The sequence below is a fragment of the Micromonospora sp. NPDC005237 genome, from assembly GCF_040607775.1.
Taxonomy (GTDB): domain Bacteria; phylum Actinomycetota; class Actinomycetes; order Mycobacteriales; family Micromonosporaceae; genus Micromonospora.
This window is the reverse complement of the sequence record NZ_JBEXHJ010000004.1, coordinates 395461-422116: the sequence shown is the minus strand read 5'-3', so window position 1 is coordinate 422116 and position 26656 is coordinate 395461. Positions and strand designations below refer to the sequence as shown.

The 26656-nt window shown below is 73.5% G+C and carries 23 protein-coding genes; 14 read left to right on the top strand and 9 right to left on the bottom strand.

The window, feature by feature from the left end; translation table 11 throughout:
* Positions 1 to 23 precede the first annotated feature (23 nt).
* The 3 genes from ABZT87_RS14430 to ABZT87_RS14420 form a co-directional block, all read right to left on the bottom strand.
* Positions 24 to 608, bottom strand: a complete 585-nt coding sequence (locus ABZT87_RS14430; RefSeq protein ID WP_354856553.1) for a TetR/AcrR family transcriptional regulator — start codon at positions 606 to 608, stop codon at positions 24 to 26.
* A 661-nt stretch (positions 609 to 1269) separates the two neighbouring features.
* Positions 1270 to 2013, bottom strand: a complete 744-nt coding sequence (locus ABZT87_RS14425) for a metallophosphoesterase family protein (RefSeq protein ID WP_355135814.1) — start codon at positions 2011 to 2013, stop codon at positions 1270 to 1272.
* Between the two features lie 109 nt (positions 2014 to 2122).
* Entirely contained in the window at positions 2123 to 2800 is a 678-nt protein-coding gene (locus ABZT87_RS14420) for a Crp/Fnr family transcriptional regulator (protein ID WP_007466162.1), read from the bottom strand.
* Positions 2801 to 2943: 143 nt separating this feature from the next.
* On the opposite strand from ABZT87_RS14420, the gene ABZT87_RS14415 reads away from it, so the two are divergent.
* The 6 genes from ABZT87_RS14415 (at position 2944) to ABZT87_RS14390 (ending at position 8241) form a co-directional block, all read left to right on the top strand.
* A complete protein-coding gene (locus ABZT87_RS14415) occupies positions 2944 to 3606 on the top strand; it encodes an adenosylcobinamide amidohydrolase (RefSeq protein WP_355135812.1) in 663 nt (220 codons plus the stop codon).
* 56 nt (positions 3607 to 3662) lie between these two features.
* Positions 3663 to 4841, top strand: a complete 1179-nt coding sequence (locus tag ABZT87_RS14410; protein ID WP_355135810.1) for a CapA family protein — start codon at positions 3663 to 3665, stop codon at positions 4839 to 4841.
* A gap of 41 nt (positions 4842 to 4882) precedes the next feature.
* Positions 4883 to 5671 (top strand): endonuclease III, encoded by a 789-nt coding sequence (gene nth / locus ABZT87_RS14405; RefSeq protein WP_354860824.1) that lies wholly within the window; start codon positions 4883 to 4885, stop codon positions 5669 to 5671.
* On the top strand, positions 5668 to 6309 hold the full coding sequence (locus ABZT87_RS14400) for a redoxin domain-containing protein (RefSeq protein WP_355135808.1): 642 nt from the start codon (positions 5668 to 5670) through the stop codon (positions 6307 to 6309). The genes nth and ABZT87_RS14400 overlap by 4 nt, the downstream gene beginning before the upstream one ends.
* Complete coding sequence (locus ABZT87_RS14395) at positions 6306 to 6998, top strand: CoA pyrophosphatase (RefSeq protein WP_354860821.1); 693 nt, start codon at positions 6306 to 6308, stop codon at positions 6996 to 6998. The genes ABZT87_RS14400 and ABZT87_RS14395 overlap by 4 nt, the downstream gene beginning before the upstream one ends.
* A gap of 64 nt (positions 6999 to 7062) precedes the next feature.
* Entirely contained in the window at positions 7063 to 8241 is a 1179-nt protein-coding gene (locus ABZT87_RS14390) for a MarP family serine protease (RefSeq protein ID WP_354860820.1), read from the top strand.
* Positions 8242 to 8254: 13 nt separating this feature from the next.
* On the opposite strand, the gene ABZT87_RS14385 is transcribed toward ABZT87_RS14390, so the two are convergent.
* The 4 genes from ABZT87_RS14385 to eccCa form a co-directional block, all read right to left on the bottom strand.
* Entirely contained in the window at positions 8255 to 8950 is a 696-nt protein-coding gene (locus tag ABZT87_RS14385; RefSeq protein ID WP_354860819.1) for a phosphatase PAP2 family protein, read from the bottom strand.
* A 37-nt stretch (positions 8951 to 8987) separates the two neighbouring features.
* Positions 8988 to 9779, bottom strand: coding sequence for a phosphatase PAP2 family protein (locus ABZT87_RS14380; protein WP_354860818.1), 792 nt, complete (start codon positions 9777 to 9779; stop codon positions 8988 to 8990).
* Between the two features lie 52 nt (positions 9780 to 9831).
* A complete protein-coding gene (mycP, locus tag ABZT87_RS14375) occupies positions 9832 to 11163 on the bottom strand; it encodes a type VII secretion-associated serine protease mycosin (RefSeq protein WP_355135806.1) in 1332 nt (443 codons plus the stop codon).
* Positions 11164 to 11240: 77 nt separating this feature from the next.
* On the bottom strand, positions 11241 to 15215 hold the full coding sequence (gene eccCa / locus ABZT87_RS14370; RefSeq protein ID WP_355135804.1) for a type VII secretion protein EccCa: 3975 nt from the start codon (positions 15213 to 15215) through the stop codon (positions 11241 to 11243).
* A gap of 101 nt (positions 15216 to 15316) precedes the next feature.
* On the opposite strand from eccCa, the gene eccD reads away from it, so the two are divergent.
* Positions 15317 to 16720, top strand: a complete 1404-nt coding sequence (eccD, locus tag ABZT87_RS14365; protein WP_355135802.1) for a type VII secretion integral membrane protein EccD — start codon at positions 15317 to 15319, stop codon at positions 16718 to 16720.
* Positions 16721 to 16751: 31 nt separating this feature from the next.
* Here eccD and ABZT87_RS14360 read toward each other — a convergent pair whose 3' ends face one another.
* Positions 16752 to 17258 carry an inorganic diphosphatase gene (locus ABZT87_RS14360; protein WP_039907066.1) on the bottom strand — a complete coding sequence of 169 codons (507 nt, stop codon included), beginning with the start codon at positions 17256 to 17258 and terminating at the stop codon, positions 16752 to 16754.
* A 526-nt stretch (positions 17259 to 17784) separates the two neighbouring features.
* Here ABZT87_RS14360 and dacB point away from each other — a divergent pair.
* The 3 genes from dacB to tilS all read left to right on the top strand — a co-directional run bounded on the left by dacB (position 17785) and on the right by tilS (position 21437).
* Positions 17785 to 19260: a D-alanyl-D-alanine carboxypeptidase/D-alanyl-D-alanine-endopeptidase gene (gene dacB, locus ABZT87_RS14355; protein WP_355135935.1), complete on the top strand. Its 1476-nt coding sequence runs from the start codon at positions 17785 to 17787 to the stop codon at positions 19258 to 19260.
* Between the two features lie 103 nt (positions 19261 to 19363).
* Complete coding sequence (locus ABZT87_RS14350; protein ID WP_354860810.1) at positions 19364 to 20434, top strand: zinc-dependent metalloprotease; 1071 nt, start codon at positions 19364 to 19366, stop codon at positions 20432 to 20434.
* A 10-nt stretch (positions 20435 to 20444) separates the two neighbouring features.
* Positions 20445 to 21437, top strand: coding sequence for a tRNA lysidine(34) synthetase TilS (gene tilS / locus ABZT87_RS14345; protein ID WP_355135800.1), 993 nt, complete (start codon positions 20445 to 20447; stop codon positions 21435 to 21437).
* Here the strand turns inward: tilS and ABZT87_RS14340 are convergent.
* A complete protein-coding gene (locus tag ABZT87_RS14340; RefSeq protein ID WP_355135798.1) occupies positions 21424 to 22404 on the bottom strand; it encodes a helix-turn-helix domain-containing protein in 981 nt (326 codons plus the stop codon). The genes tilS and ABZT87_RS14340 overlap by 14 nt on opposite strands.
* 138 nt (positions 22405 to 22542) lie before the next feature.
* Here ABZT87_RS14340 and ABZT87_RS14335 point away from each other — a divergent pair, with 138 nt between their 5' ends.
* From ABZT87_RS14335 to folE, 4 genes are all read left to right on the top strand, one after another.
* Positions 22543 to 22692: a hypothetical protein gene (locus tag ABZT87_RS14335; protein ID WP_234587421.1), complete on the top strand. Its 150-nt coding sequence runs from the start codon at positions 22543 to 22545 to the stop codon at positions 22690 to 22692.
* Positions 22693 to 22792: 100 nt separating this feature from the next.
* Positions 22793 to 23368 (top strand): hypoxanthine phosphoribosyltransferase, encoded by a 576-nt coding sequence (gene hpt / locus ABZT87_RS14330; protein WP_354860805.1) that lies wholly within the window; start codon positions 22793 to 22795, stop codon positions 23366 to 23368.
* Positions 23369 to 23897: 529 nt separating this feature from the next.
* Positions 23898 to 25916, top strand: coding sequence for an ATP-dependent zinc metalloprotease FtsH (ftsH, locus tag ABZT87_RS14325; RefSeq protein WP_355135796.1), 2019 nt, complete (start codon positions 23898 to 23900; stop codon positions 25914 to 25916).
* A 35-nt stretch (positions 25917 to 25951) separates the two neighbouring features.
* On the top strand, positions 25952 to 26617 hold the full coding sequence (folE, locus tag ABZT87_RS14320) for a GTP cyclohydrolase I FolE (RefSeq protein ID WP_355135933.1): 666 nt from the start codon (positions 25952 to 25954) through the stop codon (positions 26615 to 26617).
* Positions 26618 to 26656: the final 39 nt, after the last annotated feature.

Genomic DNA, 26656 nt, shown 5'->3' with positions numbered 1-26656 from the left:
GTGCTGGGCCGGTGTGGCCGGGGTCAGGGCGTGAGGAGGGTGGCGAGCTGGCGTTTCCAGGTGACGAGCAGGGCGGCACGGCGGGCCGAGTCGTCGCTGAGCAGGTTGGCCACCCCGAGCCCGCGCAGCAGGTCGAGGGTGGCCTGCACGGCTTCGCGGACGCCGGGACGACGCTCGTCGACCCCGAGCAGGGCGACGGTGAGCCGGTGCATCTCCCGGCCGACCGTCGCCTCCAACGGGACCAGAGCGTCGCGGAGCTCCGGGTCGGTGCGGGCGGCCACCCACAGTTCGAGCGCGGCGACGAAGAGCGGCCCGGTGAAGGCCACCCCGAGCAGGTCGATCACCCGGTCCAGCCGCTGCGGGCCGGCCGGCAACGCCTCGGCCTCGGTGCGCAGCTCGTTGGCCCGGCGCTCGGCCAGATGGGCGACGGCGGCCGTGACCAGCGCGGCCTTCGTCGGGTAGTGGTGCAGCTGCGCGCCCCGCGAGACACCTGCTCGCGCCGCCACGACGGTGGTCGTGGTGCCGGACCAGCCATGATCAATGAGGCAGTCGACGGTCGCCTCCAGCAGGCGGGCCTGGGTGGCGCGACTGCGCTCCTGCTGGGGCACACGCGTCGCGCCGGCGGACGCCGCGCCGGCGGACGTCGCGGCAGCGGACGTCGCGGCAGCGGACGTCGAGGCAGCGGACGTCGCGGCGGCAGACGTCGATGCGGCGGACACGGCAACAGCCTGCGGCCTCCGAAACAAACAGTCAAGACTGACTTTTTTATGGCTGGATCGGCGATGTGCTCAGGTCGAGCTGACCTCGACTGCCCTCCCCGGCCCCTGTAGAGCTGCCCCACGAATGGGGCAGCGATGACGCGCCATCTGCCCCTCCTACTCCGGGGCCCTCCGGAGAGCTGCCCTGCCTCGGGATTGGGCGGCGACGATGCGCCACCTGCCCCTCCACCTCCAGGGCCTTCGTAGAGCTGCCCCGGGGCTGAGGCGGCGACGATGCGCCACCTGCCACTCCCTGGCCCTGTAGAGCTGCCCCAGGAGTGGGGCAGCGGCGACGTCTGGTCTGCCCCAGATCTGGGGCAGCTCTACAGGCAGCAGAGGAGGTCCTCCGACCCCAGCTGATTGGCCTGCGCCAGCTGTCGGCGGCCAGCCGAGGCCGTCTGCAATCTCGAGGCCGTCCGCAACGTCGAGGCCGTCCGCAACGTCGAGGCCCTGTGCAACGTCGAGGGCATGTGCGGCGCCGGGGGTATGTGCAGCGTCGGAGCGGTGTGGGTCAGCGGCCGTCGCGCGGGCCGAAGACGGTGAGGGCGTCGGCGTCGCTGTGCTGGGAGCGCAGGTACTCGTCGGCCCAGGCGGCGGCGTCGGGGTAGGTCGACTCCGTCGCCACCCGGGCGCAGGCCGCGTCCACGTCGAAGGCGGTGCGGCGCAGCTGTACGCCCGGACCGAGCAGCGCCCACCACGCGCCCGCACCCCCGTACGGCATGCCGATGCTGCCCGGGTTGACCACCAGGCGCCGGTCGACCAGCCGGGTGAACGGCATGTGGGTGTGGCCGCAGACCACCGTCGCGATCTCGGCCGGGAGGCCGGCGAACACCTCCGACCAGCGGGACATTCGGGAGTCGACGAGCACGACTTCCTCGTCGTCACGAGGGGTCGCGTGACAGAACAGTGTCGGCCCGAGGCCGTCGATCTCGAACGTCGCCGTCGCCGGCAGGGCCGCGAGTCGGGCCACCTGGTCCTCGCGGAGCTGCCCGCCGGCCCAGTTGGACACCTCGAAAGCGGCGGGCCGGCCGGCCCGTGCGTCGACCAGCTCACGTTCGCAGTTGCCGCCCACCCAGCAGACCCGGTCACCCAGGTCGGCGAGCACGTCCAGCACCTCGACCGGCTGCGGGCCGGACGCGATGTCGCCGGTCAGCACGATGAGGTCGGCGGCGGCGACGTCCGGCTCGGCCAGCACGGCCTCCAGCGCGGGGAGTACGCCGTGGATGTCGGAGAGCACCGCAACTCTGTTCACCATGGGCCCACCCTCACCGCTGCTGCCGCACCGAGCCAGCATTTCTGCGCCGGGCAGACGAAAACGTCCCCGCCTGCCGTCGGTGACGGCAGGCGGGGACGGGACGTACCGCTCAGACGCGGGCGCGGCGGGCGAGGCGCTCCGGGTCCAGGATGATGATGCTCTTGCCGTCCAGCCGCAGCCAGCCGCGCGAGGCGAAGTCGGCAAGCGCCTTGTTGACCGTCTCCCGGGAGGCGCCGACGAGCTGGGCGATCTCCTCCTGGGTGAGGTCGTGCGTCACGCGCAGCACGCCGCCATCGCGCGTGCCGAACCGGCCGGCCATCTGGAGCAGGTTCTTCGCGACCCGGCCCGGCACGTCCGTGAAGATCAGGTCGGCGAGCGAGTCGTTGGTCCGACGCAGCCGCCGGGCGAGCACCCGGAGCAACTGCTCGGCGATCTCCGGACGGTTGTTGAGCCACGGCCGCAGCGCCTGCTTGCGCAGCCGCACCAGCCGGGTGTCGGTCACCGCGGTGGCGGTCGCCGTACGCGGACCTGGGTCGAAGAGCGACAGCTCACCGACCATGTCCGACGGCCCCATCACCGCGATCAGGTTCTGCCGGCCGTCCGCCGCCCGGCGGCCGACCTTGATCTTCCCGGACAGCAGGATATAGAGGCTGTCGCCGGGCTCGCCCTCATTGAAGACGATCTCGCCCTTGCGGACCTCGATCGTCTCCATCTCCTTGGCGAGCGCCTCGGCAGCTTCCGGGTCGACACCCTGGAAGATCCCGCTGCGGGCCAGTACCTCATCCATCGCGCACCTCCGGTTGCGCGTGCCGTCCGTCGGCCGGGTCCGCCGTCCGCTGATCCCCTCGCGCGCCGCCAAGTCTAGGCGCACGTGAGCATGAATCAGAGGTCGCCCCTGGAATCTTGATCGGTGGGCGTAACCTGCCCGACGTGCTGAGCGACCCGACTCTGACCAGCCGCGCCGAGGACGGGCGGCAGATTCCGCTGCTCGTCTGGCGGGCCGACGGGCCCTTACGAGCGGTCAGCAGCGGCCCGCTCGGCGGTGGAATCGGCGTCCGGCACTGGGTGCTGAACGCGACCGTGCCCATGTCGTACGACCGGGACGACCCCGCCGCCCACCTGACCGCGCTCGCCGCGGACCTGGCCCTCGACGGGCCCGGGGTGGGCCTGCTGACCGGCGTCGACGTGACCGAGGTGGTCGCCCGGACCGACACCCGGGTGCGGGCCTGGGCGACGGTCGGGCTCGGCACCCCGGTGCCCGCCGCCGCGCCGGAACCGGCCGCGCTCGCCCAGCGGGTGGGCACGGTCAACATCGTGGTGTACGTGCCGGCCCGGCTCGCCGACTCGGCGCTCGTCAACGCCGTCGCCACCGCCACCGAGGCGAAGACCCAGGCGATCGTCGAGCTGGGGTTGCCCGGGACCGGCACCCCCACCGACGCGGTCACCGTGCTCTGTCCGGTGGACGGGCCGGAGGTCGCCTACGGCGGGCCGCGCTCCACCTGGGGCGCCCCGCTGGCCCGAGCCGTGCACGCCGCAGTGCGCGCGGGCGGTGACCGGCCGGTCGTTCCCTGGTCAGACCGGCTGACCGGCTGAACTTCCGACCGATCGGCCCTCGTCGGCGCGTTGCGGGGCCGGTAGGGTCGCGGGCGATGTACGCTTTCGCCCCCCTCGCGCCCCGCCCGTTCCGCCGCGTCGCCCTCGGCCTCGCGGCGCTGCTGGCCGCCCTGCTCGTCGCCGGCTGTGCCGACAGCGGGGAGGCCCCGGTGTGGCAGCCCGGCGCCGGTGGTGGTGGCACCGGAGCGCCGGTGACCACGTCCGGCCCGAAGGCGAGCGGCGGCGCCGCAACCTCCGGCGGGGGTGGCGCCATCTCGCTCTCCGCCACCGGCGACATCATCATGGGCAACGCGCCGAGCCGGCTCCCCGCCGCCGGCGGCAAGGGCTTCTTCGACTCGGTCAAGCAGGCGCTCAAGGCCGACCTGGTGATGGGCAACCTGGAGGAGCCGCTGACGGTGGACACCGGCGCCGGCAAGTGCGGGGCCAACTCCACCCGCTGCTACCAGTTCCGGGCCCCACCGGAGTACGCCGCGCACCTGCGCGACGCCGGCTTCAAGGTGCTCAACCAGGCCAACAACCACGGCTACGACTACGGGCCGAAGGGCTACGAGAACACGCAGAAGGCGCTGGAGAAGTACGACCTGGAGCACACCGGCGCCCCGGACGAGATCACCGTGGTCGACATCAAGGGCGTCAAGGTTGCCGTGGTGGGTTTCTCGTCGTATGTCTGGTCCAACAGCCTGGTCGACATCGCCAAGGCCAAGACGGTGGTGGCCAAGGCGGCCACCATGGCCGACCTGGTCGTGGTGCAGGTGCACATGGGCGGCGAGGGCGCGGACCAGACCCGGGTGAAACCCGGCACCGAGATATTCCTGGGTGAGAACCGGGGGGACCCGGTGAAGTTCTCGCACGCCATGATCGACGCGGGCGCGGACCTGATCGTCGGGCACGGGCCGCACGTGCTGCGCGGCATGGAGTTCTATCAGGGGCGCCTGATCGCGTACAGCCTGGGCAACTTCGCCGGCGGTAGCAACACGTTGATCAATACCGGCCGGCTCGGCTGGGGCGGGGTGCTGAAGGTGTCGCTCAAGCCGGACGGCAGTTGGGCCGGCGGCACGTTCACCTCGACGTACATGAACTCCACCGGCAAGCCGACGATGGACCCGGACGACCGCGGCCTGGGCCTGGTCACCGAGCTGAGCCGCGCCGACTTCCCGAAGGGTGGGGCCCGGTTCGACGGGCAGGGCAGGATCACCGCGCCGACGGCCGGTTGACCCGAGCAGGAACGTCCGGGGCGCGACGTAGGCTGACCGTCGTGACCAGTAGCCCTCCCGGTGCCAGCGAGACCGATCTCGGGCGCAAACGTCGTGCCCGCAAGATCGGCCGGGTGCTGGCCGAGACGCACCCCGACGCGCACTGTGAGCTGGACCACTCCAACGCCCTGGAGCTGGCCGTCGCCACCATCCTCTCGGCGCAGTGCACCGACAAGAAGGTCAACGAGGTCACCCCGAAGCTCTTCGCCCGCTACCCGAGCGCCGCCGCGTACGCCGGGGCCGACCGGGGCGAGATGGAGGAGCTGATCCGGCCCACTGGCTTCTACCGCAACAAGACCGATTCGCTGCTCAAGCTCGGGCAGGCCCTCCTCGACCGGTACGACGGTCAGGTCCCCGGCCGGCTCGTCGACCTGGTGACGCTTCCCGGGATCGGCCGCAAGACCGCAAACGTCATTCTCGGCAACGCCTTCGACGTCCCCGGGATCACGGTCGACACGCACTTCCAGCGGCTGGTGCACCGGTGGCGGCTGACCACCGAAACCGACCCGGTCAAGATCGAGCACGCGATCGGCGCGCTGTACGACAAGCGCGACTGGACCATGCTGTCGCACCGGATCATCTTCCACGGGCGACGGGTCTGCCATGCCCGCAAGCCCGCCTGCGGGGCGTGCACGCTCGCGAAGCTCTGCCCCTCGTACGGCACCGGCCCGACCGAGCCGGCTGCCGCAGCCAAGCTGCTCAAGGGCCCTCGGGCGCGTGACCTCGCGGTGGCCGCCGGGGTCGACCCGGAGCTGGTGCCCGCGCAGGCGGTCGCCGCGGAGGTGCCGTGAACCGGCGCCTCGCTGTGCTCGTCCTGCCGCTGCTACTGGTCGTTGCCGGTTGCACCGGCAGCCCGGCCGACGACCCCGCACCACGGCCGGCCGCCGCCGAACGGCCGTCGCCCTTCCGCGACTGCGCCGGGCTGGGCACGCCCCCCACGGCCGCGTCGCCCGGCGCCGGCACGACGGCCCCCGCCACGCCCGGCACGGCGACGGCACCCGGCGGGCAGGAGCTGCCGGAGCTGACCCTCGCCTGCTTCACCGGCGGCGCCCCCGTCGCTCTGCGCGACGTGGCCGGGCCAGCCGTGATCAATGTGTGGGCCTCCTGGTGCGGGCCGTGCCGCAAGGAACTGCCCGCCTTCCAGCGGCTCAGCGAGCGCGCCGCCGGGCGACTCCAGGTGGTCGGGGTCAACACCCGGGACAGCCGGGGCGGCGCCCAGTCCATCGGCGAGGACTTCGGCGTACGGTTCCCGATCCTGGTGGACCAGGGCGACGCGCTGCAACGGGAACTGAAGCGCAACGCCTTCCCGCTGACCCTCTTCGTCGACGCGCAGGGCCGCATCCGGCACATCGACGCCACCGGGGCTCTCGATGACGCGCAGATCGCCAAGCTGGTCCGCCAGCATCTCGGCCTGACGGTGCCAGCATGATCCGCCGACCGCCCGAGTGGATCGAGCCGTTGCTGACCCGGCTGGGCACCGCCCGTGCCGAGGACTTCACCCGGCTGACCACCCCCGCCGAGGGCGGCCGGGAGAGCGCCGTGCTGGTGCTGCTCGGTGAGCAGCCCGGCACCGGCCCCGACGTGCTGGTCCTGCAACGGGCCGCCACCCTGCGCAACCACGCCGGTCAGCCGGCCTTCCCGGGCGGGGCGGCCGACCCGGAGGACGCCGACGTCCGGGCCACCGCGCTCCGCGAGGCGAACGAGGAGGTCGACCTCGACCCGGCCAGCGTCACCGTGCTGGCCGAACTGCCGAAGTTGTGGATCCCGGTCAGCGACTTCGTGGTCACCCCCGTGCTGGCCTGGTGGCACGACCCGCACCCGGTGCACCCGCGGGAGCCCGCCGAGGTGGCGCACGTGGCGCGACTGCCGGTCCGCGAGCTGGTCGACCCGGCCAACCGGCTGCGGGTCCGCCATCCCAGCGGCTGGGAGGGGCCGGCGTTCTCGGCGCGCGGCATGCTCGTCTGGGGCTTCACCGCCGGGGTGCTGGCGGCCCTGCTGGAGATGGGTGGCTGGGCCCGCCCGTGGTCGCCCGGCCGGCTGGTCGAGCTGCCGCCCACGGGGGCCACTCCCGCGCCGTCGGCCGGCACCGAAGAGGTCGACGAGACCGCCCTACGCTGACCACGCGGTCACCTTCCGCAAGCGGTGGTCATCCGGTAGGCGCGCTGCCCGTACGCTGGACCCCGTGTCCGTCGTGGATCTCGTCCTGCTGCTGCTCATGCTCGTGTTCGCGATCAGCGGATACCGCCAGGGTTTCGTCATCGGCATCACGTCGCTGTCCGGTTTCTTCCTGGGACTGCTGCTCGGCCTGCAACTCGGGCCGCTGTTCGCCAGGCAGTTCGTCGACGCCGGCACCCGGGTGCTGATCTCACTGGTGGCGATCTTCGGGTTGGCCGTGATCGGGCAGGCGCTCGCCGGCTGGCTCGGCTCGCACCTGCGCAAGACGATCACCAGCGACGTGGGTCGGCGGGTCGACGACATCGGCGGGGCGTTCGTCTCACTGTTCGCGGTGCTCCTGCTGGCCTGGCTCGTCGCCGTACCGCTCGGGTCGTCGTCGGTGCCCTGGCTCGCCGCCGCGGTGCGCAACAGCGCGCTGATCACCGTGGTGAACGGGGTGCTGCCGGAGGAGGCGCACCGGCTCTCCACCGCTCTGGAGGACACCGTCGACACCGACGGGTTCCCGGACGTCTTCGGTGGTCTCGCGCCCACCCGGGCCCGGCAGGTCGACCCGCCCGACCCGGCGCTGGCCGGCTCCCAGCTGGTGGTCAACGGCCAGCGCTCGGTGGTCAAGGTGCTCGGCTCCGCGCCCAGCTGTTCGCGCCGCATCGAGGGCTCCGGCTTCGTGTACGCCGACGACCGGGTCATGACCAACGCCCACGTGGTCGCCGGCACCCGATCGGTGGCGGTGGAGCTGGGCGGGGAGCGGTACGACGGTCAGGTGGTGGTCTACGACCCGAACCGCGACCTGGCGGTGCTGCTGGTGCCGGGGCTGCCCGGCCCGTCGCTGCGGTTCGCCGCCGGCAACGCGGGCAGCGGCTCGGACGCCATCGTGCTCGGCTTCCCGCTCGACGGCCCGTACAACGCGCAGTCGGCGCGGGTTCGGGACGTCGACCGGATCAAGGGGCCGGACATCTACTCCTCCGGCGACGTCACCCGGGAGATCTACACCATCCGGGCTCTGGTGCGTAGCGGCAACTCCGGTGGGCCGCTGCTCTCCGCCAACGGCCTGGTGCTCGGCGTGATCTTCGCGGCGGCGGCGGACGACCCCAACACCGGGTTCGCGGTGACCGCCGCCGAGGCCCGGCCGGTGGCGCTGGCCGGCGCCGAGCGCAACCGGGCCGTCGCCACCGGCGAGTGCACCTGAGCGTCGCGCCGGATCAGGTCCGGGCCGGTGCGGCGAGCGGCAGCTTCGTCCGCCCCCAGCGCAGTCCCCGGTCCAGCACCGCCCGGGCCATGATCGCGACGCAGGCGCCGCCGTTGAGGAAGGACGCCACCACGTCGCTCGGGTGGTGCATCCCCCGGTACATGCGGGTCAGCGCCACACCCACCGGCACCATCAGCAGCAGCGTCCACCAGGCGACCTTCGCTCCGGTGCTGCGCGCCCGCAGGGCCATCAGCACCGCGATACCGACGTAGAGCGCCACCGCCGCCGAGGTGTGCCCGGACGGGAAGCTCGACGTGGGCGGCGAGACATCCATGTGCTCCACCGCCGGCCGCTGCCGGTCGATCACCATCGTGGTGAGCAGGAACACCAGCGCCTGGGCGGTCACCGCCGCGCACAGGAACAGGGGCTCCCGCCAGCGCTTCAGCCAGAGCCGCAGCGCCAGCGCCACCAGCACGGTGACCACGACGATCATCTGGGTGCTGGCCAGCGTGCTGAACACCAGCGAGACGTCGTTCCAGCCGCCGGTGCGGTCACCCGCGAACTCCCGATTCACCGCGTCCTCGACGGTGAACGGCCAGGTCCGGGCGAACACGCGGGTGACCAGCACCCCGAGCAGCACCATGAAACCGAACAGGAGGGACACCGGCAGCAGCACCCGCCGGACGATCTGGACCACGGTGTCGGACATGAGCGGGCCAGTACCCGGTCGGCGTCGTCGTCACGCCTCAGGTCTTGTCCGGCTGCCGCTCGACCTCGGGCGCGACGCCGTCGCGGACCGGCCGGACCGGTCGGAGGCCGGTGTGCGCCCGCCAACTGGTGAACGCCGCGGTGGTCGCCGCGACCACCGCCACGCCGAGCAGCCAACCGCCGAGCACGTCGCTTGTGAAGTGCACACCGAGCGCGACCCTGCTCACCCCGGTCACCACGGTGAGCAGCAGCGCGGCGACCCAGAGCGCGACCCGCGAGGCCCAGCGTCGGACGTACGGCAGGAACACCAGCAGCAGCACCCCGGCGGCCAGGGTGGCGTTCAGCGCGTGCCCGGAGGGGAACGAGTAGCCGGCGGCCCGCGCCACCGGATCGAGCAGCTCCGGCCGGTCCCGGCCGACGAGCAACTTGAGCAGTGGACCCATCAACCCGCCGACCACCATCGTCGTGGTCACCCAGAGGGCCAGCCGCCGAGCCTGCCGGCGCAGCAGCCAGATCACCACGAGCAGGGCCACGACCCGCAGCGGCATGGGCGCGAACACCGCACTCCAGACCTCCATCAGCGCGACCCAGGCCGGGTGGTCCACCGCGTGGTCGTGCAGCGCGTCGGTGATCGTCGTGTCCAGCCGGTGCAGCGGCGCCCACGCACCGAGCACCAGCAGCGCGAGCAGGGCGAACGGCACCAGCACCAGGAACGCCGCCGTCGCCGCCAGGGTCAGCCGCAGACCCAACGAGTGGTCCGGGTCGAGGCGGCGGCGCCGCCAGGACGGGCGCCGGGTGGTGTCGAGGCTACGGGGGGCGGGCGTGCTCATGCGGACGGTTCTACCCCACCCGCAGGGCAATCAGACCTGCCGTCAGCGGCGCTCAGCGAGCGCGCTGACGGAACCGGCGCACCATCAGCGCCGCGCCGGTCACCAGGGCGGCGAAGAGCACAACCCCGGTCCACAGTTGCTCCGGCGCGGATTCGTCCGGCGCGCCCGCCGGCCGGGCCGTCCACCCCGTCTGCTGCCGTGGAGCGGTGAAACCGAGCGGATCGCTGCCGGCGCCGCTGACCGGGCCGTTGTCGCCCGAACCGGGGGCCGGACCGAAGCCGACCACGCCCGGCGAGGTCAGATCGTCCAGCGGATTGGCGGTGACCGGGGGAACGTCCGCGGTCAGCGCCGCCACCGGGTCGACCACCCCGTACCCGAAGCGGTCGTCCCGGCCGGTCGGGCCGAGGTCACGGGCGGTGGCCAGCAACCGGTTGACCACCTCGCCGGCGGGCATGTCCGGAAAGCGGGACCGGACCAGCGCGGCGGTGGCGGCCACCAACGGCGCGGCGAAGCTGGTGCCCTGCACCCGCCAGTACCCGTCGGCCGGGCGGGCGCCGACCAGGTTGGTGGCGGGGGCGGTAAGCACGGTCGCCCGGCCGGTGATCGACCCGGACCACAGGTTGTCGCTGCTGCGCTCCAGCCCGGCGACCGCGATCACGCCCGGCTCACGAGCCGGGTACCAGACCTTGGAGTCGGTCGACGTGGCCAGGTTGCCGGTGCAGGCGACCACCACCACGTCCCGGGCGAACGCGTAGTCCAGAGCCGCGGCCAGGGCGGGGCTGTCCCCGCTGCCGCCCAGCGACAGGTTGATCACCCGGGCGCCGTTGTCGACCGCCCAGCGGACGCCCTTCGCGACGATCAGGGCGTCGTCGTACTTGTTGCGCTCGTCCAGCACGCGGACCGGGAGGATCCGGGAGTCCGGCGCCAGGCCGACCACGCCCCGCTTGTCGTCGTTACGCCCGGCGATCAGGCCCGCGACAGTGGTGCCGTGACCGACCGGATCCGGCCCGGCGCCGCCGGCGGGCCCGACCAGGTCGAGGCCGGGCAGCACCTGGCCGGCCAGGTCGGGATGGTTGGCGTCCACACCGGAGTCGACCACCGCCACGGTCACGCCCCGGCCGGTCGAGGTGCGCCAGGCCGTGTCGGCCCGCAACTCGTCGAGCTGCCACTGCTCGTCACGGACCTGGTCGGTGCGGGCGACGCTGTCACCGGGGGCGAGCGCCACCGACGCGCCGGCGAGTTGCCCGCCGCTGCTGGGCGCGGCGACGGGTGCGGCGGTCGGGACCGCGACAGCGAGCATCGCCGCCACACCGAGCAGCGCCCGGCCGGCCCGCCGGGCCACTGCCGGACCGCTGTGCCGAACCCCTGTCACATCCCCAGCCATTCAATCCGACGACGGAACCACGACGATCGGAGATTACCGGTTTCCCCACCCGTCACGGGAGGAACTACCGAGACAGGTCATGGTGGCGGCAGATGTGCGAGCTGAACGAGGCGTACGCCCTCCCGCCGGGTGACGAGCCGACCACGGCCCGCCGGCAGCGGCCCGGGCCGCACCGGGCCGACGAGCGCACCCTCCTCGGGGCTGCCCGCCATCACCAGCCCGGCGGTGGAGAGCTCCCGCAGCCGCTGCACGATCGGCTCGTACTGGGACCGTCCCGCACCTCCGGAGCGGCGGGCCAGCACCAGGTGCAGCCCGACGTCGCGGGCGTGCGGCAGATGCTCCTCCAGGGCCCGCAACGGGTTCGCCGGCCCCGCGGCCACCAGGTCGTAGTCGTCGACCAGCACGAACAGTTCCGGCCCCGACCACCAGGAGCGGTCCCGCAACTGCTGCGGGGTGACCTCCGGCCCGGGAGCCCGCCGCTCCAGGTATCCGGCGGCCGACTCGACCAGGTCGGCGGTGTGCGCGGCGGCGGTGCCGTACCCGATGAGGTGCGGCGTCTCGATGGCGCCGAGCAGGCTGCGCCGGTAGTCGACCAGGATCACCCGGGCCTCCTCCGGCGTGAACCGGGTGGTGATCGAGGCGGCCAGCGCCCGCAGGAACGTCGACTTGCCGCACTCCGCGTCCCCGAAGACCACGAAGTGCGGCTCGCTCGCGAAGTCGAGCAGCACCGGCCGCAGGTCCGCCTCGGCGATCCCGATCGGCAGCCGCAGCCCGGTCGTCGCGGCGAGATCCAGGCCGGCGTACGGCAGCACCGGCGGGAGGAGCCGGACCCGGGGCGCCGCCGGGCCGGCCCAGCTGTCGGCGATCCGTTTGACGAGGTCGGCGGTGCCCGCGCCCGGGGCGGCGAGCTGCGGGAGCGCGGTGAGGAAGTGCAGGCTCTCCGCCGTCACCCCCCGGCCGGGGCGCTCCGGCACGTTCGCCGCCGCCCGGCGGGCCACCAGGGAGTCGGCCGGGTCGCCGAGGCGCAGCTCCAACCGGGAGCCGAACAGGTCCCGGATCGCCGGGCGGAAATCCAGCCAGCGCAGCGCCGTGGCGACCACGTGCACCCCGTACGACAGACCCCGGGTGGCCAGGTCGGTGACCAGCGGTTCCAGGTCGTCGTACTCGCCGCGGACGGTGCTCCAGCCGTCGATCACCAGAAACACGTCGCCGAACGGGTCGGCGCCCGGCTGGCTGGTCGTTCCCGCCGCGGCGCGACGCTGCCGGTACACGGCCATCGACTCCACGCCCAGCTCGGCGAATCGGCGCTCCCGCTCGGCCAGCAGGGTCGTCATCTCGCCGACCGTGCGCCGCACGGCGGTCGGATCGGCGCGGCCGGCCACGCCGCCCACGTGCGGCAGACCGCGCAGCGCCGCGAGGCCACCGCCGCCGAAGTCGAGACAGTAGACCTGCGCCTCGGCCGGGGTGTGGGTGAGCGCCAACGCGCAGATCAGCGTACGCAGCGCGGTGGACTTGCCGCTCTGCGGCGCACCGACCACCGCGACGTGCCCGGCCGCGCCGTCCAGGGTCAGCCAGAGCAGGTCCCGGCGCTGCTCCAACGGCCGGTCCACCACCGCCACCGGCACGCCCAGCGCGCCGTGCAGCTCGGGGTTGCCCACGGTGAGCCCGCGCGCCGGGTCCACCTCGACGGGGCCCAACAGCTCGTCCAGGGCCGGCGGCTCACCGAGCGGCGGAAGCCACACCTGGTGGGCGGGCGGGCCCTGCCCGACGAGCCGATCGACCAGCAGGTCGAGCAGGGTCTCCCGGTCGCTCTCGTCCTCGGCCGCCATGGTCAGGGCCGGGGTGGCCGGCTCGGGCAGCGGCACGGCGTGGGTGGTGAACGTGAGCAGGCGGGCGCCGCCGCCGGCCGTGGCACCCGCCGTCGCGGCCCGGCGGCGCACCGTTCCGGAGACGTACGCGGCCTTGAAACGGGCCAGCGGATCGGTGCCGGCCCGCAGGTAGCCGTGACCCGGCGAGCGGGGCAACTCGTGCGCGTCCGGCACGCCGAGCACCGTCCGGGACTCCAGCGCGGAGAAGGTGCGCAACCCGATCCGGTACGACAGGTGGGTGTCGAGCCCGCGCAGCCGGCCCTCCTCCAGGCGCTGGCTGGCGAGCAGCAGGTGCACGCCCAGCGACCGGCCCAGTCGGCCGATCTGCACGAACAGGTCGATGAAGTCGGGTTTGGCGGAGAGCAGTTCGGAGAACTCGTCGCAGATCAGCAGCAGCGACGGGAGCGGGGCGAGCGGGCTGCCGGCGGCGCGGGCCCGCTCGTAGTCGCGCACGCTGGCGAAGTTGCCGGCGCGGCGCAACAGCTCCTGCCGGCGGACCAGCTCCCCGTTGATCGCGTCGACCATCCGGTCGACCAGGGGCAGCGCGTCGGCCAGGTTGGTGATCACGGCAGCGGTGTGCGGCAGCCGGTCGAACGGCGCGAAGGTGGCGCCGCCCTTGAAGTCGACCAGGACGAAGTTGAGCTGCTCGCTGCTGTGCGTCGCCGCCAACCCCAGCACCAGCGTGCGGAGCAGCTCGGACTTGCCGGACCCGGTGGCTCCGATGAGCAGGCCGTGCGGGCCCATCCCGTCCTGGGCGGACTCCTTGAGGTCCAGCTCGATGGCGCCGCCGTCGACACCCACCCCGATCGGCACCCGCAGCCGGTCCCGGGCCGAGCGCGGCGCCCAGCCCTGCTCGGCGGTGAAGCTCTCCGGATCGCCGAGGCCGAGCAGCTCCGGCAGGCCCAGCTCGACCTGGAGCGGGGCGTCCGGGCCGCGGGCCGTGCCGGCCAGCCGCAGCGGCGCCAACCGCCGGGCGACCGCCTCGGCGTCGGCGAGGTCGAGGTGGTCGGCGGTGCCCACCTCCGCGTGCCCCTGGACCGACCACGAGTGCAGCCGCCGGCCGCGCAGCTCCAACAGCAGCGCGTACCGGTCGAGCAGGCGGGGCGGCGGAGTGTCCAGGTCCAGCACGGTGACCGCGTCGATGCCGCCGTCGCCGGTCAGGTCGGTGGCGCCGGTCAGGTCACCGCCGTCGAGGACCACCACCACGTGCGGGCCGTCGGTGGCCGGTCCGGCCGGGCTGAACCGGGACCGGCTGGCCAGCACGTCACCGAGCAGCCGTTCCAGCTCCGCGGCCGACGAGGTCACCAGCCGCACCGGCCCGAGCGCGTCCGTGCGAGAGGGATGGTGCGCGTGCGGAAGCCACTTCACCCACTCCCAGTCGGCCCGGCGTTCCGGGCCGGCGCAGACCGCGATCAGCAGCTCGTCGGGGGCGTGGAACACGGCCAACTGGGTCAGCACCGCCCGGGCCAGGGCCTGGGCGGCCGGGTCGCCGGTGGGCGGCCCACCGCTGGCCGGGCCACCGGCGGCGGTCCGCACGTGCACCCGGGCGAAGCTGCGCAGCGACAGGGCCACCGGCAGCTCCGGCACCACGGAGTACGCGTCCAGAAAGCGGCGCAGCGCGCCGGCGGTCATCGGCTCCAGCTCCTCGAGCGGTCGGGTGACCGGCCCGACGAGCGGGGTGGCCAGGGTCTGCGGCCCGACGGCGACGCGTACCACAGCGAAGTCCGGGTCGGCGGGGCGGCGTTCCCAGACCCGGCGGCTGTCCACCGTAGACCACAGCCGACCCGGGTCGGGGTGTCGGTAGTAGAGCCCGGCCCGCTGCTGCCCGGCGGTCTGCCGGACCCGGCGGCGCAGCGTGGCCAGGTGGCGCAGGTACTCCCGGCGGGCCGCCATCATCTCCGACTTCTTCGGGGTGCCCGAGGCGCTGCCCCACGAGGTGACCAGCATCGCCAGCGACGAGAGCCCGAACATCCCGCCCACCACGTACGAATAGGCGCCGCCGCCCCGGCCGAACATCATCGCCATCGCCACCGTGCCGCCGAGCATGGGCAGCACCATCAGCATCTGCTGCCACCGTCCGCCGGCCACCGCGGGGATCTCCGGCGGCGCCTCGACGGGCAGCTCGCCAACGGGGATCTCCGGCGCCGGCCGACGCGGCGGGCGCTTGATGACGACAGTGGACACTCGGCCTCCTGACAGCGCTGGGTAACCCGAGCCTGGCTCATCGTAGGTAAAGTCCTGTCGTCCGCGCAGCCTCCGATCCCCCTCGATATGGAGATCACTCGATGACAACCGGGCTGGCCCGCGTCACCATCAGCGCGCCGCAACGGCGGGTCGACGTCGCACTGCCGGAGCAGGTGCCCCTGGCCGAGTTGCTGCCCGACGTGCTCCGACACGCCGGCGAGGGCCTGGCCGACGACGGCGAGCGGCACGGCGGCTGGGTGCTGCGTCGTACCGACGGGGCGCTGCTGGCGACGGCGCAGGCGCTGCTGCCGCAGGGGGTCCGCGACGGTGAGGTGCTGCACCTGGTGCCGGCCCGCGCCCACTGGCCCGAGTTGGAGTACGACGACGTGGTGGAGGCGATCGCCGACGGCGCCCGCCGACGGGGTGGGGCCTGGTCACCAGACGCCACCCGGGTCGCCGGCCTGGCCGGTGCCGCTGTGCCGCTCGCCGTCGGGCTGTTCGCCCTGCTCGCCGGCGGTCCGACGCTGCCCAGCGGCTGGTTCGCGGCGGCGGTGGTGGCGCTGCTGCTCACCGTGGCCGGCGCGGTCGCCTCCCGCGCCAACGGCGACGGCGCCGCCGGGGCGACGCTCGGCGGCTACGCCTTGCCGTACGCCTTCGTGGCCGGCGCCCTGGCGATCGGCTCCGGTGATCCGGTCGGCCCGCTCGGGCCGATGCGCTGGGTCGGCGCACCCGAGCTGCTGACCGGCTCGGTGGCGTTGCTCCTGGTGGCGCTGGTAGGTCTGCTCGGGGTGGCCAGCCGACTGCGGGTCTTCGTGGCCGGCGTCACGGTCGGTCTGCTCGGTGCCGGCGCGGCGCTCGGCGCGCTGCTGCTGACCCCGGCGGGCACGGCGGCGGTGCTGCTCAGCGCGCTGGTCTTCGCCCTCGGGGCGATCCCGCTGCTCGCCATCCGGTTGGGCAAGCTGCCGTTGCCGCCGATCACCCTGCCGGCCGCCGCGTCGGGTGCCGAGCCGGAGCGCCCCCGGGACCTGCCGGACCGGGGTCGGGTGCACGCGGCAGTCACCCGCACCGAGGAGGTGCTGACCGGGATGCTGCTCGGGCACGCCGTGCTGGCGGTGGGCGCGGCGGTCGTCCTCGGCGTGGCCGGTGGGACGGCCGGCCCGGTGCTGGTGGCGGTGGTCTCGGCCGTGCTGCTGCTGCGGTCGCGGCTGTTCGTGGCACTGCGGCACCGGGTGCCGACGGTGCTCGCCGGACTCGCCGGCTACGCGGTGCTGGGTGCGGTGCTGGTCGACCGGGCCGACGGCACCGGCCGGTTGGCGCTGGTCCTCGGTGGCGCGGCGCTGGGCCTGGTGACCGTGGCCGCCGGCACCGGGTACGCCCGGCGCGCGGTCTCGCCGTACCTCGGAAGGGTCGCGGACCTCACCGACACGGCCCTGGTGGTCGCCGTGGTGCCGGTCGCCTGCGCGGTGCTCGACCTGTACGACCGGGCCCGGGGACTGCTCGGTTGAGCGGCTCCCGGGCCCGGTCGGTCAGCGTTCGTCAGTGGGTGGACTCGCCGCGCGCCTCGGCGTCGCGGGCCCGCTGGTAGGAGGCCCGGATCTCGGCCTCGGCCTCGGTGCGGCCGACCCAGGTCGCGCCCTCGACCGACTTGCCGGGCTCCAGGTCCTTGTAGACCTCGAAGAAGTGCTGGATCTCCAGGCGGTCGAACTCGCCCAGGTGGTGGATGTCGCGCAGGTGCTCCTGGCGGGGGTCCTCGTAGGGCACGCAGAGGACCTTGTCGTCGCCGCCCTTCTCGTCGGTCATCCGGAACATGCCGATGGTCCGGCAGCGGATGAGGCAGCCCGGGAAGGTCGGTTCGGGGACCAGCACCAGCGCGTCCAGCGGGTCGCCGTCCTCGCCCAGCGTCTCCTCGATGAACCCGTAGTCGGCCGGGTACTGGGTGGACGTGAACAGGGTGCGGTCCAGCCGGATCCGGCCGGTCTTGTGGTCCACCTCGTACTTGTTCCGGTGACCTTTGGGGATCTCAACCGTCACGTCGAAATCCATCTGCACGCTCCCTCGTCTGCCCACGCTGGCTAACGGAACCACTGGTGGCGCCCTCCGGACAGGTGAATGCCCACCCGCCGACTCCGGCCACCGCATAGTCTTCGGACCGAAGTAGTGTCACCCAAGCCGATTTTCGCTGGGGGAGGAGGGGGTCGTGGGGAGGGAAGATTCACACTACCGCCCGGACGGGGGCACCGCGCGTGGTACCGGGCGATCCGGCTCCGGCGGCGCCACCGGGCGGGTCCCGGTGCCCGACGCCCACCTTCCCCGGGCGCCCGAGGAGTCGGCGCCGGAGCGGCCTCCGCCGCTGCCGTGGCACCCGTCGGAGGCGAATTCCGCCGGGCCGAACAGCGGACGCTTCCCGGTCCTGGGCGGTGGAAACCATCCCACGAGCGCCCCGCCGAGCGGCGCACACCCGACCAGTCCCGCCCCGACCAGTCCGGCCCGGGGTGGCGCGCCGTCCGGTGACGGCCCCACTGTCCGCATTCCGACCGGCGTACCGCCTCTGGGCCCGCCGATCTCCGCGCTGCCGGCGCCGGCCGACGCCGAGCCGCCGGTAGCGCCGCCGACCTCGCCGCGCCGCCGGGGGCGGCTGGTGGCCGTGCTGGCAGTGGTGTTGCTGCTGGTGCTGACCGGTGTCGGCGTCGTGGTGACCCGGCCCGGCCCGGTCGCCGGCTGGTTGGGCGAGGATGCGGCGTCCGCGCCGACCGCCGCCGGCCCCGCCGTGGAACCCGATCCGGCGGACGTGCTGGACGGGCCCGACCCGAACGCCCCGCTGCCCGCGCCGGACGGCGTACGGGCCGCGCTGGACCCGTTGGTCGGTGTCTCCGCCCTGGGCGACCGCGTGAACGTCTCGGTGGCCGACGTGACCACCGGTCAGACGCTGTTCGCCAAGGGGGCGGACGACGGGACGGTGCCCGCCTCGGTGACGAAGCTGGCGACCGCGGTGACCGTGTTGGCCGCCCGTGGGCCCGGGTACCGGATCCCCACCCGGGCGGTGGCCGGCGCCAAGCCCGGCGAGGTGGTGATCGTCGGGGGCGGCGACCCCACGCTCGCGGTGGACAAGAAGGGCTACTACCCCGGGGCGGCACGCCTGGACGACCTGGCCGCGCAGGTGCGCACCGCGCTCGGCGGCACGGCCCCGACCAGCGTCACCGTCGACGGCACGATCTACTCCGGCCCGGTGTACGGCCCCGGCTGGGACGACGACATCCCGACCGGCGGGTACGGCGGCGCGGTGACCGCGCTGATGACCGACGGTGCGCGCAAGGACCCGGGTGCCGAGGCCGGTGGCGCCGAGCGGGTCGCCGAGCCGGACCTCGCCGCCGGCCGGTCGTTCGCCCAACTGCTCGGCGTACCGGCCAGCACCGTCAAGCGGGGCACGGCCCCGGCCCTGGCGACCGCCGCCGGTGGCACCCCGCCTCCCGGTACGGAGCTGGGCGTGGTGCAGTCGCCGCCGTTGATCCGGCTGGTCGACATCATGATCAGCGAGAGTGACAACCTGCTGGCCGAGGCGCTGGCCCGCCAGGTGGCGCTGGCCCGCAGCCAGACGGCGTCGTTCGACGGTGCCGCCGCCGCCATGGACGCCGAGGTGGCGGCGCTGGGCCTGCCCGCCGAGGAGATCACCCTCTCCGACGGCAGTGGCCTGTCCCGCCGTAACCGGATCAGCCCGTCACTGCTCACCGACCTGATCCGGCTGGCCGCGAGCCCGGACCACCCGGAGCTGGCCGGCGTCTTCGGCGGTCTGCCGGTGGGCGGCTGGTCCGGCACGCTGGGCGACCGGTACCGGGGCGCTCCCGGCACCGCCGGCGGGGCGGGCGCCGTCCGCGCCAAGACCGGCACCCTGACCGGGGTGCACGCCATCGCCGGCCTGGTCACCACCGCTGACGGCCGACTGCTCACGTTCGCGGTGCTCACCGACAGGGTGCCCGGTGGGACGGACACCGCCCAACCGGCGCTGGACCGCATCGCCGCCGCGCTGGCCGGCTGCGGTTGCCGCTGACGAGCGTCGGGGCGGGGTTTCCGGCCGGCGCCGGGCGCGCGACCGGCGTCGATCGCCGACGCGAGCCCGGGCCGGGGTGTCGCGACGCGGGTACGGTGGGTTCATGGCGCAGTTCGTGGACTGGGATCTGGCCGCCGCGACCGCGGGGGCGTTGAGCAAGTCGGGCCCCCGGGTGTCGTACTCGGAGGCCACCGACGTGGTCGGCGACCTGCGTCGGCTGACCGACGAGGCGGCCGGGCACGTGGCCGACTACACGGGGCTGCGGGCGCAGGTGGCACACCCGCCGGTGCGGGTCGTCGACCGCCGGGACTGGGCGGCCACCAACATCGCCGGGCTGCGTGAGGTGATCACTCCGCTGGTCAGTCGGCTGTCCGGCGACAAGCAACCCGGCGCGCTCACCGAGGCGATCGGGTCCCGGCTGACCGGGGTGCAGGCCGGCACCGTGCTGGCCTACCTCTCCGGCCGGGTGCTCGGCCAGTACGAGGTCTTCTCCGCCGACCCGGGCCAACTGCTGCTGGTGGCGCCCAACATCGTCGAGGTGGAGCGCAAGCTCGGCGCCGACCCCCGGGACTTCCGGCTCTGGGTCTGCCTGCACGAGGTCACCCACCGGACGCAGTTCACCGCCGTGCCATGGATGCGGGCCTACTTCCTCAGCGAGGTGCAGGCGTTCGTCGACGCCTCGTCCAGCGGCGGCGAGCACCTCGTCGAGCGGCTGCGGCGCGGGGTGGCGACGCTGTCCGAGGCGGTCCGCGACCCGGAGAGCCGGACGAGCGTGCTCGACATTGTCCAGACCCCGGCGCAGCGGGCCGTCCTCGACCGGCTCACCGCGCTGATGACCCTGCTGGAGGGGCACGCCGAGTTCGTGATGGACGGCGTCGGCCCGCAGGTGATCCCGAGCGTGGAGCGGATCCGGGCGTCGTTCAACCGCCGGCGCGAGGCGGGTAACCCGTTGGAGAAGGCGATCCGCCGGCTGCTCGGGGTGGACGTCAAGATGCGCCAGTACGCCGAGGGCCGCAAGTTCGTGCACGGCGTGGTCGAGCGGGTCGGCATGGAGGGCTTCAACTCGATCTTCAACTCGCCGCTCACCCTGCCCCGGCTGTCCGAGTTGGGCGACCCGGACGCCTGGGTGGCGCGGGTGCACGGCCCGGCCGGCACCGTACCGGCCGCTGGCTGACCGTCCGTCGATGGGCGCGCTCGCGCCGCCGGTGGCCGCGATCCGGGTGGCGGTCCGCCGCGCGCTGACTCACCTGCCGTCCGGCGGCCCGGTGCTGGTCGCCTGCTCCGGTGGTTCCGACTCACTCGCCCTGGCGGCGGCCACCGTGTTCGTGGCGCCCCGCCTGGGCCGGACCGCCGGCCTGGTGACCGTCGACCACGGCCTGCAGGCGGGCTCGGCGCAGCGCGCGGAGGCGGTGGCCGGCTGGGCCCGAGAGGCCGGGTTCGCGCCGGTGGTGGCGGTGCGGGTGCGGGTGGCCGGGCGTCCGGGTGGCCCGGAGGCGGCGGCCCGGGAGGCCCGCTACGAGGCGTTGACCGAGGCGGCTCGGCAGCACGAGGCGGTCGCGGTGCTCACCGGGCACACCCGCGACGACCAGGCGGAGACCGTGCTGCTCGCGCTCGCCCGGGGCGCCGGTCCACGCGGGCTGGCCGGGATGCCCGGCCGGCGGGAGCTGGCCGGGGTGCCGCTGCTGCGCCCGCTTCTGGAGATCGGTCGGGAGCAGACCCGCGCCGCCTGTGCCGCGCTCGGTCTCAGCGCGTGGCAGGACCCGCACAACACCGACCCGTCGTACGCCCGCTCCCGGGTGCGGGCCGACGTGCTGCCGGCGTTGGTGCGGGCGCTCGGGCCGGGCGTGGTGGACAACCTGGCGCGTACCGCCCGACTGGTGGCGGCGGACAACGCCGCCCTCGACGAGACGGCGGCGACGGCGCTGGCGGCGGCCCGGCACCCCGCCGGTGGGCTCGCGGTGCCGGAGCTGGCCGGTCTGACCGCCGCCGTACGCGGTCGGGTGCTGCACGCCTGGGCGCGGGAGCTGGGCGCGGTGCCCGGGGCGCTGTCGCACCGGCACGTCGCCGCTCTGGACGCCCTGGTCACCGACTGGCACGGTCAGGGTCCCACCGACCTGCCCGGGGGTGTCCGCGTACTCCGTCGTGGCGACCGGCTGACGGCCCTCAGCTCGGGCTGAGAGCCCCGGCGCCGTCCGCCCGGTCCCGGAAGGTGGTCCGGTAGCTGTGCGGGGTGGCGCCGACCCGGCGGCTGAAGTGGTGGCGCAGCGCGGCCGCGTCGCTGAAGCCGGCCTGGTCGGCGACGGCCTCCACGCTCAACGGGGTCTCCTCCAGCAGCCGTCGGGCGAGCAGCACCCGCTGGTTGGTGAGCCAGTCGTGCGGCGTGGTGCCGGTCTCGGCGCGGAACCGGCGGGCGAACGTGCGCGGGGCCATGGCGGCGCGGGCGGCCAGCTCCTCCACCGTGATCGTCCGGTCCAGGTGCCCCATCAGCCACTCCAGCACCGGCTCCAGGGTCGGCGCCTCGGGGGCCCGGGGGATGGGCGCCTCGACGTACTGCGACTGGCCGCCGTCGCGGTGTGGCGGGACCACCATCCGCCGGGCCAGCCGGGTCGCCGTGGCCGAGCCGTGCACCTGGCGGATCAGGTGCAGGCAGGCGTCGATGCCGGCCGCCGTGCCGGCGCTGGTGAGCAGCCGACCGTCCTGGACGTACAGCGAGTTGCAGCGCACCCGGGCGCGGGGATGCCGGCGTTGCAGCTCGTCGACGTAGCGCCAGTGGGTGGTGCACTCCCGGTCGTCCAGCAGGCCCGCCGCACCGAGCAGGAAGGCGCCGGAGCAGACGCTGAACAGGTGCGCGCCGCGCGCGTCGGCCCGGCGCAGCGCGTCGAGCACCGGGTCGGGAATGACGGTGCCCGCGCTGTGCGCGGGGACGGCCACCAGGTCGGCCTCCTCCAGCGGGCCGAGGTCGGCGTTCGGGGTGAGGTGGAAGCCGGCGGACGTCCGGACCGCAGCGCCGTCGGGGCTGCACACGTCGAAGCGGTACGCGGGGAAGCCGTCGGCCGTCCGGTCGGTGCCGAACACCTCGGCCAGCACACCGAGCTCGAAGGGAGCGACCTGGTCGAGGGCGAGGACGGCGACGGATCGGAGCATGTGACGAGGGTAACCCGAGAGGTGGCAGTAAATCGATGCCCAGTGGCATCTCTGCCACTGTCCGGCCGGCGGGAGTCGGCGCAGACTGGTCTCAGTCCGGTGCGCACCGGCGGCGAAACCGACAGCAACCATGCGAAAGTGAGCGCCGCCATGGAGTTCCTGCTCTTCCTCCTGTTCCTCGTCCTGCTCGTCGCCGCCTCGGCGGCCGGCCTCACCGCGGACAGCCACGACTCGGCCGACTGGAAGCCCAGCGAGGACGGCCGCCGCTGGCGGTCTCGCACCAGCTGATGCGTTTGATGCCCTTTGCGCCGAAGATCCCCGGCGGGACCGCACCAAAAGGTGCGGCCCCGCCGACGGAGGCCATCCGACGTACGGCAGGCTAGGAGTCATGGCTGACGGCTCCTGGTACGACGCCGACATCGACCACGTGATCATCTCCGAGGCGCAGATCCGCGAGAAGACAGCGGAGCTGGCCAAGCAGGTCTCCGCCGACTACGCCCACGTGGGCGACGGACTGCTGCTGGTCTGCGTGCTCAAGGGCGCGGTGATGTTCATGGCGGACTTCGCCCGGGCGTTGGGCCGCAACGGCCCCCCGGCCGAACTCGACTTCATGGCCATCTCCTCCTACGGCCAGGGCACCACCTCCTCCGGAGTGGTCCGCATCCTCAAGGACCTCGACCGGGACATCGCCGGCCGGCACGTCGTGGTCGTGGAGGACATCGTCGACTCCGGCCTGACGCTCTCCTGGCTGCTGCGCTACCTGGAGTCGCGCTCGGCGGCGAGCGTCGAGGTGGTCGCGCTCTTCCGCAAGCCGGAGGCGGTCAAGGTGCCGGTGGCCGTGAAGTACGTCGGCTTCGACATCCCCACCGAGTTCGTGGTCGGGTACGGCCTCGATTTCGCCGAGCGGTACCGGGAGCTGCCCTACGTCGGGGTGCTCAAGCCCGAGGTCTACGCCCGGTCCTGATGCCGGCCGACCGTCCCGACGGGTCGCGCCCGGCGGCGTGAGAGCAACTCGCATCGGTATTCGTCAAGCCGACGTTCAGCGGGCTCCCAGCTGTTCCGGTTACCGTGGAGCCCGGTGGCGCGGAGGCAACTCCGTGCCCGGCTCCTCGACCGCGTGACCGGGCGTGCGGGTGGCCGGGCTGGATTCCCCGCCACGCCGGTTCTTGCCCGGACCCGCCGTACGTCCTGGTGCGGGGCTGGCGAGGCCGCTCACGGAGCCCGTCGTCGATGGCGACGGAGAACCGAGGGCGGGGCTCGCGGGCTCACTCCTCGCGTACACGGGGCCTTCGATTGATACACCACTGCGGGGCTCGCAAGCTCACTCCTCGCGTACACGGTGTACCGTCGAATGACCGCGGCGCGGCAGTTTTCGCGCCTCGGGGTCGAGGCCGGCCCGCACGGCGGCTCCGACGCCGCCCAGGGCGGCGACACCATCAGACGGTCAGGACGTCGATCAGGAGGATGCGGGCGCTCCGGCGCTCGACAACAGTATGGAACGTACGCGTTTCTTCCGCCGACCGGTGGTCTGGATCATCCTGGTCATCCTCGGCGCCGTTGTGCTCAGTCAGCTGTTCACCGCTGGTCCCAGCTACCACCGCGTGGACACTTCCGTTGCGCTCGACCAGCTCCACACCGCTCAGATCAACAAGGTCGTCTTCCAGGACAAGGAGCAGACGCTCCAGCTGGACCTGAAGAACAAGACCAAGTTCGGTGAGACCAACACCGACCGGATCGAGGCCCAGTTCCCGTACCAGGCTGGGGACGAGATCTGGAACCAGGTGCTGGACGCCAAGGCGGCCAACCGGGTCACCGGCCCGGCCGACGCCAAGGTCTCGTCGGACAGCATCTGGGTGAGCCTGCTGGTCAACCTGTTGCCGATCGCGCTGCTCGTGCTCCTGCTGCTGTTCTTCATGTCGCAGATGCAGGGCGGCGGCTCCCGGGTGCTCAACTTCGGCAAGTCCAAGGCGAAGATGATCACCAAGGACACTCCGAAGACGACCTTCGCGGACGTCGCGGGTGCCGAGGAGGCCGTCGAAGAGCTGTACGAGATCAAGGACTTCCTGCAGAACCCTGCGAAGTACCAGGCCCTGGGCGCCAAGATCCCGAAGGGCGTGCTGCTGTTCGGCCCGCCCGGCACCGGCAAGACGCTGCTGGCCCGCGCGGTCGCCGGCGAGGCCGGGGTGCCCTTCTACTCCATCTCCGGCTCCGACTTCGTGGAGATGTTCGTCGGTGTCGGCGCCAGCCGGGTCCGCGACCTGTTCGAGCAGGCCAAGACCAACGCCCCGGCGATCGTCTTCGTCGACGAGATCGACGCCGTCGGCCGGCACCGTGGCGCCGGCATGGGCGGCGGCCACGACGAGCGCGAGCAGACGCTCAACCAGCTGCTCGTCGAGATGGACGGCTTCGACACCAAGGGCGGGGTCATCCTGATCGCGGCCACCAACCGACCGGACATCCTCGACCCGGCGCTGCTGCGCCCGGGCCGGTTCGACCGGCAGATCCCGGTGGACGCCCCCGACATGGAGGGTCGCAAGGCCATCCTGCGGGTGCACGCCAAGGGCAAGCCGTTCGCCCCCGACGTCGACCTCGACGCGGTGGCCCGACGTACCCCGGGCTTCAGCGGTGCCGACCTGGCCAACGTGATCAACGAGTCGGCCCTGCTCACCGCACGCAAGGACCAGCGGGCGATCACCAACGACTCGCTGGAAGAGTCGATCGACCGGGTGGTCGCCGGTCCGCAGCGCCGCACCCGGGTGATGAGCGACAACGAAAAGAAGATCACCGCGTACCACGAGGGTGGGCACGCGCTGGTCGCCTGGGCGCTGCCGCACGCCGCGCCGGTGCACAAGGTGACGATCCTGTCCCGTGGCCGCTCGCTGGGCCACACCCTGGTGCTGCCGACCGAGGACAAGTACACCCAGACCCGCGCCGAAATGATCGACACCCTGGCGTACGCGCTGGGCGGCCGGGCCGCCGAGGAGCTGGTCTTCCACGAGCCGACCACCGGCGCCGGCAACGACATCGAGAAGGCCACCCAGCTGGCCCGCGCGATGATCACCCAGTACGGCATGAGCTCGAAGCTCGGCGCGATCAAGTACGGCACCAGCGGGGACGAGCCGTTCCTCGGCCGCAACATGGGCCACGAGCGGGACTACTCGGACTCGGTGGCCGCCGAGATCGACGGCGAGATGCGGGCACTGGTCGAGCTGGCGCACGACGAGGCCTGGGAGATCCTGGTGGAATACCGGGACGTCCTGGACAGCATCGTGCTCGAGCTGATGGAGAAGGAGACCCTCTCCACGGCCGACATGGCGCGGATCTGCGCGCGGGTCGTCAAGCGCCCGCCGCTGGCTCCGTACAACGGCTTCGGCAAGCGCCAGCCGTCCACCGAGCCGCCCGTGCTCACCCCTGCGGAGAAGGACAAGCTCAAGGCGCAGGCCCAGGCCGACGGCGCGCAGGCGTCCGTTGGTGGCGGCCCGCCGTCCAACAACTCGGACGGTACGCACTGAGCGACGACCCGACGGCCAGCTCCCCTCACCGGGAGCTGGCCGTTTCCGCGACCGAGCCCGACGGCGACGACGGGCTGGACTACGTTGCCGCCCGGCTGATCAGCGGCCGGTTGACCGGGCGCCCGATCGAGGACGCAGTCGACCTCGGCCGGATCGAAAAGGCCGTCCGGGAGATCCTGATCGCGGTCGGCGAGGACCCGGACCGCGACGGCCTCCAGCAGACCCCGGCCCGGGTGGCCCGCGCGTACGCCGAGCTCTTCGCCGGCCTGCGCGTCGACCCGGCCCAGGTGCTCAGCACCACCTTCGAGGCCAACCACGAAGAGCTGGTGATCGTCCGGGACATCGACGTGATGAGCCTCTGTGAGCACCACCTGCTGCCGTTCCGCGGCAGCGCGCACATCGGCTACATCCCCGGCCCGGACGGGCGGATCACCGGCCTGTCCAAGCTGGCCCGCCTCGTGGAGGTCTTCGCCCGCCGACCCCAGGTGCAGGAGCGGCTCACCTCGCAGGTCGCCGACCTGCTGATGAGCAAGCTCGCCCCGCGCGGCGTCGTCGTCGTGCTCGAATGCGAGCACATGTGCATGGCGATGCGTGGCATCCAGAAGTCCGGTGCCAAGACCATCACGTCGGCGGTGCGCGGCGTCCTGCAGTCCGACCCCAAGTCGCGGGCCGAGGCGATGGCGCTGATCATTCCCCGCTGACCTCCCGGACGCGACAACGGCCGGCCGCCCTCTTCCGGG

Bases quoted from the DNA above. Each gene is read 5' to 3' on its own strand.
- ABZT87_RS14395 (WP_354860821.1), top strand. From the start codon at position 6,306: ATGATCCGCCGACCGCCCGAGTGGATCGAGCCGTTGCTGACCCGGCTG.
- hpt (WP_354860805.1), top strand. From the start codon at position 22,793: ATGGCTGACGGCTCCTGGTACGACGCCGACATCGACCACGTGATCATC.
- ABZT87_RS14350 (WP_354860810.1), top strand. From the start codon at position 19,364: ATGGCGCAGTTCGTGGACTGGGATCTGGCCGCCGCGACCGCGGGGGCG.
- ABZT87_RS14385 (WP_354860819.1), bottom strand. From the start codon at position 8,950: ATGTCCGACACCGTGGTCCAGATCGTCCGGCGGGTGCTGCTGCCGGTG.
- mycP (WP_355135806.1), bottom strand. From the start codon at position 11,163: ATGGCTGGGGATGTGACAGGGGTTCGGCACAGCGGTCCGGCAGTGGCC.
- ABZT87_RS14420 (WP_007466162.1), bottom strand. From the start codon at position 2,800: ATGGATGAGGTACTGGCCCGCAGCGGGATCTTCCAGGGTGTCGACCCG.
- ABZT87_RS14380 (WP_354860818.1), bottom strand. From the start codon at position 9,779: ATGAGCACGCCCGCCCCCCGTAGCCTCGACACCACCCGGCGCCCGTCC.
- tilS (WP_355135800.1), top strand. From the start codon at position 20,445: ATGGGCGCGCTCGCGCCGCCGGTGGCCGCGATCCGGGTGGCGGTCCGC.
- ABZT87_RS14410 (WP_355135810.1), top strand. From the start codon at position 3,663: ATGTACGCTTTCGCCCCCCTCGCGCCCCGCCCGTTCCGCCGCGTCGCC.
- ABZT87_RS14425 (WP_355135814.1), bottom strand. From the start codon at position 2,013: ATGGTGAACAGAGTTGCGGTGCTCTCCGACATCCACGGCGTACTCCCC.
- ftsH (WP_355135796.1), top strand. From the start codon at position 23,898: ATGGAACGTACGCGTTTCTTCCGCCGACCGGTGGTCTGGATCATCCTG.
- ABZT87_RS14360 (WP_039907066.1), bottom strand. From the start codon at position 17,258: ATGGATTTCGACGTGACGGTTGAGATCCCCAAAGGTCACCGGAACAAG.
- eccD (WP_355135802.1), top strand. From the start codon at position 15,317: ATGACAACCGGGCTGGCCCGCGTCACCATCAGCGCGCCGCAACGGCGG.
- ABZT87_RS14340 (WP_355135798.1), bottom strand. From the start codon at position 22,404: ATGCTCCGATCCGTCGCCGTCCTCGCCCTCGACCAGGTCGCTCCCTTC.